The organism is Bradyrhizobium sp. 191, from assembly GCF_023100985.1.
Classification (GTDB): domain Bacteria; phylum Pseudomonadota; class Alphaproteobacteria; order Rhizobiales; family Xanthobacteraceae; genus Bradyrhizobium; species Bradyrhizobium diversitatis.
Genome location: NZ_CP064692.1, coordinates 7,310,927 through 7,323,931, shown reverse-complemented (window position 1 = coordinate 7,323,931; position 13,005 = coordinate 7,310,927). Strand labels below are relative to the sequence as shown.

Here is a 13,005-nt window from a genome sequence, read left to right as displayed (position 1 = left end):
AAACTGCTGGTTGTTTAGGGTCAGGCCGCCTCCGCGATGTGCTGGAGTTGGACGGTGAAGCCGAGCTTTTTGAGGCGCGCGACCAAGCGGCTTGCCTTGACCTCGGTGGGCCGACGGTCGAAGTAGGCGGCGCCGAGGTCGTGGTGCTCGGTGCCGTTTTTGAGGATGTGGTAGATGGCGGTGAGGAGCGAGGCGGCGACAGCGCAGATGGCTTTTTGAGGTCCGCGTCTGGCCTGCAAGCGGAAGAACTGCGCTCGGTAGTAACTGTTCTTTGAGCGCTTGGCGGCCCAAGCACATTGAACGAGCATCGTCTTGAGCCACGGCGCCCCCTTGCGCAGGCGCGAGGACTTGCGCTTGCCGGCGCTCTCGTTCTGCCCGGGGCACAGGCCGGCCCAGGCAACGAGATGGCCGGCAGTCTCGAAGCGGCTCATATCGGCGCCGATCTCGGATAAAATTGCCGGCGCTGCCACCGCGCTGATCCCGGGGACCGTGGTCAACAATCCGATCAAGTGGCGAAAGGGGATCTTGCCACCGCCTGCCTCCGCTTCCATGCCCTCGATCCGCTGAGCGATTTCGACATCAAGCTTGCGGATCGTCTCATCCAGACCATCGCGTTGCTTCAGGTGAAGCGCGAGCAGAAAGCGATGGTGATCCGTCAGGCGCCCGTGCAACGCATCGTAAAGCTCCTTCGGCGACGCCTTGAGCTGCTTGCCGGCAAGCTCGGCCAGCTTGTTCGGCTGCCGGACGCCGTCGATCATCGCCTGGATGATCCGCCGGCCGCTCGCGCCCATGATGTCGGAGATCACCGAGCCGAGCTTGATGTTGGCTTCCGCCAGCGTCTTGTCGATCCGCTGCACGTGCCGCGCCTGCTCGCGCACCAGTTGCTTGCGCGTTCGCGTCAGCGCGCGCAGCTCCTGTACCTTCTCCTCGGGAATGAAGCTGCCTTTGATCAGCCCGCAGGCCAACAGATCGGCGATCCACATCGCATCGTTCATGTCGGTCTTGCGTCCCGGCACATTCTTGATATGCGCCGCATTGGCGACGATCAATTCAAAGGCGCCTTCGCCCAGGATCCGGAACACCGGCATCCAGTAGACGCCCGTCGCCTCCACCGCCACATGCGTGCACCGGCTTTCTTCCAGCCACCTTCTCAGCTCCACGAGCGGGTCCGTCGTGGCCGCAAAAGTCCGGCACTCCCGCTGCGCCTTGCCATCGACCATGATCCGCACGCAGGCCACGACCGTGTCCCTGTGTACATCCAGCCCCGCCACCCGCTCATACAAAATATCCATGCTCCTCTCCTCAACAGTTAGCGCCGGCGGCATAGGCGCCTGTCAGAAAAGAATGCTAGGAAGCGTGCTCGAGGGCCATGCAGCCCCTCCGCGCCAGTGTGGGTTATCCAGGCAACCCGGGTCCAACTCGCAACCGGGCTCTCGCGCACCAGAGAGTAATCGACCTCTTTGCCGACGGCCTCTCAAAATACCGCATTTGCCCACGCTCCGACAGTTTCATCCAGCGCGCGTCGGCTCCTCAATGCCGGTCCCAACTCGCAATGACGGTGGAGAGAGCGTGCGCCTCTCCTCTCGTCCGATCTCACTCGTCTCTTACCGCCTCGGCACCGGCTTCGGCGGCTCGGGTGGCGGGGCCGGCTGCGACGAGTTGCTCGCGCCGAACAGCACGCGGGTCGGATTGCGGTCGAAATTGTTCACGGCGCGGCTGATGTCGCCGAGGGTGCGGCGGCCATCCGCCATCAGCGCGCCGGAGCGCTTGTCGAAATCCTCGGCGAGTTCGCGGATCGACTTCACCGCCTGGAACAGTTCGCCGCCGTCCTTGCCGCCGGCGAGCGTGTTGAGGCCGAGCATGAGACTGTCGGCCTTGAGCATGACGCCGTCGACCTTGGCCATCACGGCGTCGATCTTCTCGGAATTGCGCGCCAGCGAGTTGGTGAAGGTCTCGAGGTTCTTCAGCGAGTTCTTCACCGACTCCTGGTTGTCGGCGACGATCTTGTTGACGTTCTGCAGCGTGGCGCGGATCGCCTCGGTGACGTCCTGGAGCTTGTTGGGATCGGCGGTGAGCGTCGGGATGCCGTCCTGGTCGAGCGGCGGTGGGGCCGCGGCCTCGTCGCCGCCCTTGAGCGAGATCGCGGCGACACCCGTGAGGCCCTGGAATTCGAGGCCGACCAGGGTGTCCTTGCGGATCGGAGCGTTGTTCTCGATCATGGCGAGTGCGACAACCCGCCGCGGGTTGTCCAGCTTCACCGAGACCACCTCGCCCACTCTGATACCGTTGAAGTTGACGCTGCCTCCGTTACGCAGGCCCGCCGCCGGCCCCTCGAACACGACGCGAAGAGGGCTGCGCTGCTTGGTGGTGTGCAGCGACTGGAACCACAGCACGAAGCCGATCGCCGCGGCGATCACCGCCAGCGTGAACGAGCCGATCAATACGTAATTCGCCCGCGTTTCCATCAGGTGCTCCGGCTACTCGACCCAGCTATTCAACCCAGCTACTCATCCCATGACCGCGCGGGCGCGCTTGCCATGAAAATACTGCCTCAGCCAGGGATGCTGCGAGGCCTGCATGTCGGCGATCGACCCTGCCGCAATGATCTTACCGTTCCCTAAAACGGCGATGCGGTCGCATGCTGTGTAAAGGCTGTCGAGATCGTGGGTTACCATGAAAACGGTCAGCCCCAAAGTGCGCTGGAGGGTCCTGACCAGCTCGTCGAAGTCGCCGGCGCCGATGGGGTCGAGGCCCGAGGTCGGCTCGTCCAGGAAGACGAGATCCGGATCGAGCGACAGCGCGCGTGCCAGCGCCACGCGCTTGATCATGCCGCCGGAGAGCTCGGACGGGAAACGCTCGGCGACTTCGGGCTTGAGCCCGACCATGGTGAGCTTGGCCATGGTGATCTCGTCCATCAGCCGCTGCGAGACGCGCAAATATTCGCGCATCGGAAACTGGATGTTCTGCCCGACGGTGAGCGAAGAAAACAGCGCGCCCTGCTGGAACAGCACGCCCCAGCGCCGCTCGACGTTACGCCGCTGCGACGTGCTGGAGGAATCGAGGTCGACGCCGAACACCTCGATCGAGCCGGCAATTTTCGGCACCAGACCGATGATCGTGCGCGTCAACACGGATTTGCCCGCACCCGATGGGCCGACAAATCCCAAAATCTCGCCGCGCTTGACGTCGAGATTGAGCCCGTCGAGCACGCGCGTCGTGCCGAACTGCACGGTGATGTCGCGGACGCGGATGATGGGGTCCTGAATCTCGCTTTGAGCTTCTTTTGCCATCGTCACATCCCGATCGAGGCGAAGAAGATGGCGAACACGCCGTCCATGACGATGACGAAGAAGATGCCCTTCACCACCGACGCCGTGGTGTGCTGACCGAGCGATTCCGCGCTGCCCTGCACGGCAAGCCCTTCGACGCAGGCGACGATGCCGATCACGGCGGCCATGACGGGCGCCTTCACCATGCCGACGATGAAATGATCGATCGAGATGGCGTCGCGCAAGCGCAGCAGGAAGGCTTCGGGTTCGACCCCGCCATAGAGCCAGGCAACCAGACCGCCGCCGTAAAGCGCAGCCATCGCGCCGAGGAAAGCGAGGATCGGCAGCGCCAGCACCAGCGCCAGCATGCGCGGCAGCACCAGGACCTCGATCGGATCGAAGCCCATGGTGCGCAGCGCGTCGATCTCCTCGCGCATCTTCATCGAGCCGAGCTCGGCAGTGTAGGCGCTGCCCGAGCGGCCCGCGACCATGATCGCGACCAGCAGCACGCCGATCTCGCGCAGCACCAGGACGCCCAGCATGTCGACCACGAAGATGTCGGCGCCGAAGCGGCGGAAATGGAAGATGCCTTGTTGGGCGATGATGCAGCCGATCAGAAAGGTGATCAGCACGATGATCGGCACCGCGCGCCAGCAGACCTGCTCCATGTGGTGCACGGTGGAGGTCAGGCGGAACGAACGCGGGTGGATCAAGACGCGAATCCCCGCCGCGAGCACCGCGCCGAGCATGTCGACGAGGCCTGTCACGGTCCCGGCCACACCGGCCACGGTCCGGCCGATCTGCTCCAGCATGCCGGAGATGGTGATCGTGCTGCTGTCGACCTCCTGGGGCGCCCGCACCCGCCGCACCTCGTCCACGAGGCTGGAATAATTGGCGGAGAGGCCCGCGATCTGCGCCTCGACAGCGCCCTGGGTCAGGCTGCGGCGCAGCCGCTCGATCAGCCAGGCGCCGAAAGTATCGAGCTTGGCGACCTCGGAGACGTCGATGAAGATGCTTTGCGGGGTGCCTGCGAGCTTCTCGGCGTCAGCCACCATCCGTTCCAGGACCGGCGCGAAGCTCGCGGTCCAGGTCCCGGTAGCGCAAAGTGCCAGCGCGTTGCCCTTGGCAATCCGTTCGAGCTTCGGATCGCTGCTCAAGTTGTCCGCTCCCGTACCGGGGCGGAGAAAATCAGATTGTTGCGCACGCGCCCTTACCCAGAGAAGGTATCCCCAAGTGGTTAATGTTAGTTCCTACAGGTAACTAGCAGGTTCAGATTTCGCCAGAGTTCAAAATGACTTCCTTGAAATTTGCAGCCTTGGCGGCGCGAATCGAGCGCTTCCCGATCGCGGGCAGCTTCACCATCAGCCGAGGGGCCAAGACCGAGGCCGTGACCGTCGTGGCGGAGGTCAGCCGGGACGGCCTGACCGGCCGTGGCGAGTGCGTGCCCTATCCCCGCTACGGCGAGACGCCCGAGGCGACGCTGGCCGCCATCCAGGCCATGCAGGAGGCCCTCGCGGGCGGGCTCACCCGGCAGGCTCTCCAGGCCGACATGCCCCCCGGTGCGGCCCGCAACGCCCTGGATTGCGCCCTGATTGACCTCGAAGCCAAGGCGGCAGGCCTGCGTGCCTGGAACCTGCTGAACCGACCGACGCCCGGAGAGCGCACCACCGCCTACACAATCTCGTTAGGTGCCCCCAAGGCCATGGCCGCGGCGACCGCCAAGGCGGCGCACCGGCCGCTGCTCAAGATCAAGCTCGGCGGCGGCGGCGATCCGGAGCGGATCGCAGCGGTGCGCAAGGCCGCCCCCGAATCGGAGCTGATCGTCGACGCCAACGAGGCATGGACCGAAGCCAATCTGGAAGCGAACCTCGCCGCCTGCGCCGCAGCCGGCGTCACCCTGGTGGAGCAGCCGCTGCCGGCAGGCAAGGACGAGGCGCTGGCACGAATCAAGCGGCCGCTCGCAGTCTGCGCCGACGAGAGCGTGCATGACCGCTCCTCGCTCGCGCCTTTGCGCGAGCGCTACGATGCCGTGAACATCAAGCTCGACAAGACCGGCGGCCTCACCGAGGCGCTTGCCATGGCCGATGCCGCACAGGCGCTCGGCTTCGAGATCATGATCGGCTGCATGGTCGCGACCTCGCTGTCGATGGCGCCGGCGATGCTGATCACCCCGCAGGCGCGCTTCGTCGATCTCGACGGACCGCTGCTGCTGGCGCGCGACCGTGACCACGGCCTGCGTTACGACGGCAGTCTGGTCTATCCGCCGGATTCTTCGCTTTGGGGATGAGCCGTGAGGCGGTGCCGCGCTGACCAGATCACGAGCGCGCCGGCGGCCGCCATCGCGGCCATCACGTAATACAGGCCGTCGCCGATGCGGGCGTAGATCGCGCCTGACGCGATCGAGGTCGCAGCGCCCAAGAGCCCGTTGCACGCGGCGTAGTAGCCCTGCCCCCGCGCGATCTGGTGCTGCGGCACACGCCGCACCAGGAGACTCATGGTGCCGAGGATGGTCATGCCGAAGCTGAAGCCGTGGCCGAGCTGCACGACCGCGAGCAGTGCCAGCGGCGGCTCGCTGGCGGTGACGACCCAGCGCACGACGGCGCTGAGCCCCCCGATCGCCATCATCGTGGACGGATGCAGCGAGAAGCGCGGCGACAGCGCGAACACGACGATCTCGGCGATCACGCCCAGCGTCCACAGGCCGGCGATGGTCAATCCACTGATGCCATGGAGCTGCCAGTTGATGGCCGAGAAGGTGTAATAGGCGACATGGCTGCCCTGGATCAGCGCGGCCGCAGCGATGATCGCCCAGAAGCCGGCATCGCGCAGCAGCGCCGTGCCGGCATGCCCCTCCGTCGTCCTGTGCCTGACATCGTCGAGCGGCTGCAGCAGCAAGCTGGCGAGCACCGCAACGACCGCCCAGGCCACGATGACCCAGATCAGATCGCGCGCCGCGATGACGTCGACGAGATAGCCGCAGGCGAGCGAGCCCGCGGCAAAGGCTGCCGAGCCCCATAGCCTCAGGGGTCCGTAGTCGAGCCCGTAACGGGCGACACCGCGCAGCGCATAGGCATCGGTCAGCGGCATCGTCGGCGTCCACATCATGCAGGTCAGCGCATAGATAAGGAACAATGCCAGCGGCTGCTGCTGTAGTCCGAGCGCCGTGAAGCCGACCGCGGTCGCCAGCACCGACACCATCATGGCAGCGCGAATGGCATGCCGCTTCTCGGCAAGCGCGGTGACCTGCGGCAGCGTGGTGAAGCGCGTGATCGCCGGCAGCGCGTTGATGAGCCCGATCCAGGCCGCGTCGATGCCGATCGCCTTCAGCCAAACCGGAAAGAACGGCAGATGCGTGCCCGAGACCGCGAAGATGGCCGAATAGAACAGGGCGAGGCTCACGGCGAATCGCCGCTTGCTGGCTGCAGCGATGGGGATTTGTGAGTCGGGCGCCATCAAACCAATTGCGATTCGGTCGATATCGTGGTGATCGTTACAGTAACGCGCACTGATTTGCGCGACGAGATTGTCATGGCCAACGAAGCATTCGCCCTCTCGCCCATGTCTGCCCGCGCGGCCGAGCCGAACGAGCAGGATTACGACGCGATCCGCGAAGCCTTCATGGAGACCGCGCGCGGCCGCTGGTTCCTCGGCGAATACGCCAAGCGCAACCGCAACGCCGACACGAGCATGGTGCTCGATGCTGTCGCCAGGATCGAAGAAACCCTTGCGGCACAGCGACAACCCGTCGTCGAGGACCGCCTGCCCGAAGCGCTGGTCGAGATCCGCCGCGCCATCCGCGAGGCCGAGACGATCGCGATCGCGGCGGTCGATCCCGCGGCGTTCGAGGCCAGCCTCGCGCCGATCCCGCGCGGGGTGCGCATCATCAAGGAGATCTCCTGGCGCTGGCGCGAGATCGGCGCCGACGGGCGAATCTGCGACCTCATTGATTCGCAGCTCGCCTCGATCGAGGCCGCCTGCGGACAGATTTCGACCATCGACCCCCGCGTCGAGCTCAAAGCCGCCTTCGATCTGCTGAGGGATCGTGTCGAGCAGCTTGACGGCGGCGCAACGCCGCAGGCCGCTCCGTCCACCGAGGCTGCGCCTGCACAGGCCGCCGCGCCCGCCGGGACGGCCAGCGAAGCCCCCGTGGCTTTTACCGAGACGCCGCAGGACATCGCAGCAACTCCCGAGCCCGAAGCAGCCGCTGAGAAGGCCGGCACCACCGAAGCGCTCGCCACGGCCGAGCAGGCTGTCGATGCTGCCGCCGTGCCGGAGACGGTTGCCGAAAGCGACATCGCGCCCGACCAGGCCGCAGTTGAGGACGTCGCTCTCGAGGAGCCGATCGCCGAACCAGCCGCCTTCGCGGAGGCCGCCGACGCGTTCCCGCCCGATGCCGCCGCGGAAGCCGAGGACGAAGCCATCCTCGAGGCCATCGCGCTGGAGATGGCCGCGCCCGATCCGGAGTTCGACGAGATCGTCGAGCCGGTCGAGATGGCCGCGCCGGCGCCGGAACCGATGGCCTCGGACGTCGCACCGCCCGTTGCCGCCGAGCTTCCGGAGCCGATCGCTTCTGAGCCTGTCGTCGCGGAAGAGCCCGCCGCGGACGCACCGATCGCGATGGACTCGCTCGCGCGCCTCACCGACGCGATTGCCGAAGCCGCCGCCGAGGTGATGGAGCAGCAGGCCCCGGCCATGGCGGCCACGGCAACGTTCGCCGCAGCGTCGACCGCGACGCTGCCGATGCCCTCGCCCCTGTCCACGTCCTCACCCGAGCCCTCGCTCGGCGCCACCATCCTCGCCAGCGGCATCCTGCAAAAGCCCCGCGCGCCGGCCAACGACCCGCTCGCCCCGATCCGCCGCATGACCCAGGCCGAGAAGATCGCGTTCTTCTCGTAAGGGGCAAGTTTCCTCCGCGCCGTTCACTCTCGTGTCCCGGACAAGCGAAGCGCAGATCCGGGACCCAGACGCCACGAGTTCTGCTGCACATGGGCCCCGGCTCAGCAGTTGAACCGGACGATGCTTTGCATCGCCGGGGAAGCGCTGCGCTGCGTCCGGGGCACGAGGCGAGCATTGAGGCGCGCGCTCTCTCCGCGCTGCGCTCGCAATGACGCGCTGAGGCAGCGAGCGTCGCTCTGTCGCCGTCATCCTGAGGTGCGAGGCGTACGATGCGCAGCATCGTGCGGCGAGCCTCGAAGGATAGACGGCCCCGATGCAACCGGGCCGTCGCCCTTCGAGGCTTGCTCAGCGCACCTCAGGGTGACGGTGATGGAACGGAGAAACGCATCAGTGTATGTAAGCCCATCAGACGCTGGTCCTCACACCATGCCCTCCACCGAAGACACCCTCATCCTCTGGCGCCCCATCGGTCCCAAAGAGCTCCAGCTGGTCCAGCAATCCGGCATGCGCGCGTTCCCGCCGCGCCTGCCTGACCGGCCGATCTTCTATCCGGTGCTGACCGAGGAATACGCCATCAAGATCGCGCGTGACTGGAATGTCCCGGCGAGCGGATCGGGCTTCGTGACCCGTTTCGCAGTCAAGCGCAGCTTCATCGAGAAATACGATGTGCAGGAAGCCGGCGGACGATCGCATCTGGAGTACTGGATTCCGGCCGAGGACCTCGACGCGTTCAATGCCGCAATCGTCGGCCTGATCGAGATCGTCCGCAGCTTTCCCTAACGCCGCGCGATCAGCGGCCGCTTACCCGCAATTCCAGATCGGCCCGATCGGTGTTCGCGTCCAGCACGGACCGAAGCTGCCGCCATTGTAGCGGCCGCCGTTGAAGCCTGGCCGGCCGAAATAGTGCCACTCGCCATCCCAGCGGTAATATTGCGGAACCGGGTCGATGTACCAATGGCGCCGGTCGTTGCGCGCAAGGCGCCGCATCGCGTCCTTCTGCTTGTAGAGCGGAATGCTGTTGCTCAGCGGCTGCCGATAGCCCGGCAGGAAGCCGTAACCCTTCCAGACCGGCTTGGGACGCTTTTGCGCGGCCTCAGCGGGCGCAACAGCCGGCAGCAGACACAGGATGATGGCAACGAATAGACACATGAGGCGCGACATGAATCGACGATAGACGCTCGCCTGCTGGAAGGCCATTCAAATTCGAGTGCTGGATGAATGGAGCCATGCGCACGATCGTCGCACAAGACGATCGCACTCGCCTTGCAGCAAGCGGTGCCTCGATCGAACGCGGCTCCGCTAGCTGATCACGCCCTTGCGGAGCAGGAAGCAGCCATAGCCTCTGCTGTCGCCGACCTGCACGACGCCAAAGCCTGCCGCCGCCGCACGATAGAAATCCGCCCGTGACAGCTTGCCGGGAGTGACGGGGCGGCCGGCGGCGCGCGCGATCTCCGCCGCCACCGCATGCTGCACCTCGGGCACGCGGTCGGGATCGTCGACCGGCATCATCACGCGCACCGGATCGGGATCGAAATCGTCGAGCGGATAGACCGACATGATGGCCCGGATGGCGACCTCCATGCTCATGCCCGGCAGCTGGATCAGGCGCTGCGACGTCGTGCTTTGCGCGATACGGGTGGCCGGGTGATTGGCATCGACGAATACGAGGTCGTCGCCATGGCCCATGGAGGCGAGCAGCCAGAGAAGGTCGGGCGTCAGGATCGGATCGATCGATTTCAGCATGTGGCGGACTATCCTCCCAATCGATCGCTAACCATAGCAGGTTCCAAGCGTGATTCAGATCACGTACGCGGCCCTGATGATAGGAATCACGGACCACAGGCTCGAACGCGGCCAAGCTTGCTCGCAACCAATCTCGCATCGAGATGAGTGCCAAAGGAGCACGCCATGTTCCGCTTAAAGCCTTTCCTGATGACGGCGAGCCTGCTGGGAAGCCTGTTCGGCTTTGCCTGCGGGCCGGTTTCCGCGCAAGTCGCTCCGGTCGCGCCGGCCCCCACCGCCCTGCAAGGCCCCGAGCAGCGGGTGGCGCTGGTGATCGGCAATGCGAACTACCAGAACGCGCCGCAGCTTGCGAACCCCGACGACGACGCGCAGTCGATGGCGCAGTTCCTGAACTCCGCCGGCTTCGAGGTCGTCGCAGCGACCGATTTGACCCAGAACGACATGCTCCGCGTCGTCCAGGACTTTTCCGCCAAGGTCGCCTCGCGCGGTCCCAACACGGTGGCGATGATCTATTACGCCGGTCACGGCGTGCAGCTCGCCGGCGAGAACTATCTCGTTCCCGTCGACGCCAAGGTCTCCAGCCCGACCGAGCTCCTCAACAATTCGGTGCGCCTCGTCGACGTGATGTCGACGCTGGAGACGATCCCGAGCCGCATGCGCATCGTCATTCTCGATGCCTGCCGCAACAACCCGTTCCCCGAGGTCAACGATGCCGGCCGCGGCCTTGCGATCGTCGATGCGCCGAACGGATCGATCGTCGGCTACTCGACTGCGCCGGGCGCCGAGGCGCTCGACGGCACGGGCGGTCACAGCCCCTATACGCAGGCGTTCCTGAACGTCGCGCGCGAGCCCAATGTGCCGATCGAGCAGCTGTTTAAGCGCGTGCGCCTGCAGGTCAACCAGACCACCAGCGGCGCGCAGATCCCGTGGGAGAGCTCCTCGCTGACGAGTGACTTCACCTTCTTCGGCGACACCGCGGTGGCCGCCAACCGCGCGCCGGTGAAGGCGCCTGTCGTGCAGATGGCCTCCAGCCTGCCGAGCCGTTCGACACGCCAGGCCTATGACTACGTCGTGTCCGAGGGCCGTCCCGAGTACTATCAGGAGTTCATCCGGATGTATCCGCACGACCCGCTGTGCGACCATATCCGCTGGCTGCTCAACAACATCCTGATCTCGCAGGCCTGGCACAAGGCGGTGCTCGCGAACTCGCCGCTTGCCTATAAGAGCTTCTACGACAGCTACGGCAACAGCCCCTATGCGCAGGTCGCGCTGAAGCTGCAGGCGCAGCCGAAGCAGATTCCCCTGATGCAGGCGACCAAGTTCCTGGCGCCGCAGACCATTGTGCCGACCCTCAAGATCGGCAATCTCGGCCAGCCCAAATACGTGCCGCTGATGCAGCAGGGTCATGGTGGGTCGCAGACGGGCGGCAACCTGCCGGTCGTGCAGAAGCCGGTCGACGGCAACGGCAGCGTCCTCGGCAAGCTCGGCAATGGCGGCCAGATCGTCACCCTGCCCGCGCCGAGCAACAGGAGCAAGAGCATTGGCGGCATCGGCAAGATCGTGACGCTGCCCGCGACCAACACCAAGCCGGGCGCCGGCAACGCTACCCCGGGCAAGGTCGTGAGCATGCCGGTGAAGATCGGCAAAGGCGGATCGAAGATCGACGCGAAGCCGGTCAATGGTCAGACGCAGAACCGCCCGATCCGCATCACCAACGGCAACACCGGCTTCGTGAAGCCCAACGGCACCCCGGTGAAGAAGGTGCAGGTCCTGAACAATCGTCCGCAGTTCAATGCGATGCCGAACCGCATGGTCAACAGCAACGACAACTTCCGGCAATCGATGAACCAGGCGCCGAACATGAACGGCGGCGGCAACCGTCGCGGCGGCTTCATGCGCTGATCGTACGGAAGGCAGACGCGACAAAGGGGCAGAGCCGCAATGCTCTGCCCCTTCTTCATGTCAGCTCTTGAGCATCGTCATTCCGGGATGCGCCGCAAGGCGCAGGCCCGGAATCCATCGGGCGGCAGAGTCGGCGGAGAAATAGATTCTCAGATGCGCAATTGCGCATCGTAGCTCTCGCTTCGCGAGCCCCGGAATGACGGCTAGGCCACCAGTTCGGCGAACAGATCGGCGTCGACGTTCCCGCCGGAGAGCACGATGACGACGTTCTTGCCGGCGACGTCGAGACGGCCCGCGAGCAGCGCGGCAAGGCCCACCGCGCCGCCGGGCTCCACCACGAGCTTGAGCTCGCGATAGGCAAACGCGACGGCCGCGCCGACTTCCTTGTCCGATGCCGTGACGCCGCGCGCGAGCAGCTTGCTGTTGATCGCAAAGGTCATCTCGCCGGGCATCAAGGCCATCAGCGCATCGCAGATGGTGCGGCCCGCCGGTGGATGCGGCTCGCGGTGGCCGGCCGTCAGCGAAATGCCGTGATCGTCGAATGCCTCCGGCTCGGCCACCACGATCTCGGCCTGCGGATAGCGCGCCTTCACGGCGGTCGCGACGCCCGCGATCAGGCCGCCGCCTGAGGCCGGCGCCACCACGATATCAGGGGCGAGACCGAGGCTCGCCATGTCCTCGGCGATCTCGCGGCCGGCGGTGCCCTGCCCTGCGATCACGAAGGGATCGTCATAGGGCTTCACCAGCGTCGCACCGCGCTTCTCGGCAATGCCGCGCGAGATCGCCTCGCGATCGTCCTTGTCGCGATCGTAGAGCACGACCTCGGCGCCGTAGGATCTGGTGCGCTCGCGCTTCGACAGCGGCGCGTCCGCCGGCATCACGATGGTGGCCTGCATGTCGAGGATCTTTGCCGCGGCTGCCACGCCCTGGGCATGGTTGCCCGAGGAGAACGCAACCACGCCACCGGCGCGCTTGTCCTGCGGGATCGAGAACACCTTGTTGAAGGCGCCGCGGAACTTGAACGAGCCGGTGCGCTGGAGCATCTCCGGCTTCAGGAAGACCTTCGCGCCGACACGCTCGTTGAGCACAGGGAAGGACAACAGCGGGGTGCGGATGGCGTAAGGCGCGATCACGCGCGCTGCGGCATCGATGTCGGCGGGGCCGACCGGGAGGAGCTGTTCGGTCATGGCGGAAT

At 65.8% G+C, this 13,005-nt stretch carries 12 protein-coding genes; 4 read left to right on the top strand and 8 right to left on the bottom strand.

The annotated features are described in order from the left end of the window. Nucleotides 1-20 precede the first annotated feature (20 nt). The 4 genes from IVB23_RS34305 to IVB23_RS34290 form a co-directional block, all read right to left on the bottom strand. Entirely contained in the window at nt 21-1,292 is a 1,272-nt protein-coding gene (locus IVB23_RS34305) for an IS110 family transposase (RefSeq protein ID WP_247799878.1), read from the bottom strand. A 312-nt stretch (nt 1,293-1,604) separates the two neighbouring features. Continuing rightward, nucleotides 1,605-2,465 (bottom strand): MlaD family protein, encoded by an 861-nt coding sequence (locus IVB23_RS34300; RefSeq protein WP_247801478.1) that lies wholly within the window; start codon nt 2,463-2,465, stop codon nt 1,605-1,607. Between the two features lie 42 nt (nt 2,466-2,507). Continuing rightward, nucleotides 2,508-3,290, bottom strand: a complete 783-nt coding sequence (locus IVB23_RS34295; protein WP_061878895.1) for an ABC transporter ATP-binding protein — start codon at nt 3,288-3,290, stop codon at nt 2,508-2,510. Nucleotides 3,291-3,292: 2 nt separating this feature from the next. Then, nucleotides 3,293-4,426 (bottom strand): ABC transporter permease, encoded by a 1,134-nt coding sequence (locus IVB23_RS34290; RefSeq protein ID WP_247801477.1) that lies wholly within the window; start codon nt 4,424-4,426, stop codon nt 3,293-3,295. Nucleotides 4,427-4,560: 134 nt separating this feature from the next. On the opposite strand from IVB23_RS34290, the gene dgcA reads away from it, so the two are divergent. Continuing rightward, nucleotides 4,561-5,556, top strand: coding sequence for an N-acetyl-D-Glu racemase DgcA (gene dgcA, locus IVB23_RS34285; RefSeq protein ID WP_247801476.1), 996 nt, complete (start codon nt 4,561-4,563; stop codon nt 5,554-5,556). On the opposite strand, the gene IVB23_RS34280 is transcribed toward dgcA, so the two are convergent. Further along, entirely contained in the window at nt 5,526-6,722 is a 1,197-nt protein-coding gene (locus IVB23_RS34280; RefSeq protein WP_247801475.1) for a major facilitator superfamily domain-containing protein 6, read from the bottom strand. The two genes, dgcA and IVB23_RS34280, sit on opposite strands and share 31 nt — an antisense overlap. Before the next feature lie 75 nt (nt 6,723-6,797). Between IVB23_RS34280 and IVB23_RS34275 the strand changes: the two genes are divergently transcribed. Then, entirely contained in the window at nt 6,798-8,165 is a 1,368-nt protein-coding gene (locus IVB23_RS34275) for a hypothetical protein (protein WP_247801474.1), read from the top strand. Nucleotides 8,166-8,591: 426 nt separating this feature from the next. Beyond that, nucleotides 8,592-8,945 carry an ADP-ribosylation/crystallin J1 gene (locus tag IVB23_RS34270; protein ID WP_247801473.1) on the top strand — a complete coding sequence of 118 codons (354 nt, stop codon included), beginning with the start codon at nt 8,592-8,594 and terminating at the stop codon, nt 8,943-8,945. Nucleotides 8,946-8,966: 21 nt separating this feature from the next. Here IVB23_RS34270 and IVB23_RS34265 read toward each other — a convergent pair whose 3' ends face one another. Together IVB23_RS34265 and IVB23_RS34260 are read right to left on the bottom strand one after the other, a co-directional pair. Beyond that, nucleotides 8,967-9,362, bottom strand: coding sequence for a hypothetical protein (locus tag IVB23_RS34265; protein WP_156504947.1), 396 nt, complete (start codon nt 9,360-9,362; stop codon nt 8,967-8,969). A 102-nt stretch (nt 9,363-9,464) separates the two neighbouring features. Next, nucleotides 9,465-9,908, bottom strand: a complete 444-nt coding sequence (locus IVB23_RS34260; protein ID WP_247801472.1) for an RbsD/FucU domain-containing protein — start codon at nt 9,906-9,908, stop codon at nt 9,465-9,467. 165 nt (nt 9,909-10,073) lie between these two features. Between IVB23_RS34260 and IVB23_RS34255 the strand changes: the two genes are divergently transcribed. Next, nucleotides 10,074-11,810: a caspase family protein gene (locus IVB23_RS34255; protein WP_247801471.1), complete on the top strand. Its 1,737-nt coding sequence runs from the start codon at nt 10,074-10,076 to the stop codon at nt 11,808-11,810. A 203-nt stretch (nt 11,811-12,013) separates the two neighbouring features. Here the strand turns inward: IVB23_RS34255 and IVB23_RS34250 are convergent, their stop codons facing one another. Beyond that, nucleotides 12,014-12,997: a threonine/serine dehydratase gene (locus IVB23_RS34250; protein WP_197966878.1), complete on the bottom strand. Its 984-nt coding sequence runs from the start codon at nt 12,995-12,997 to the stop codon at nt 12,014-12,016. Nucleotides 12,998-13,005 lie beyond the last annotated feature (8 nt).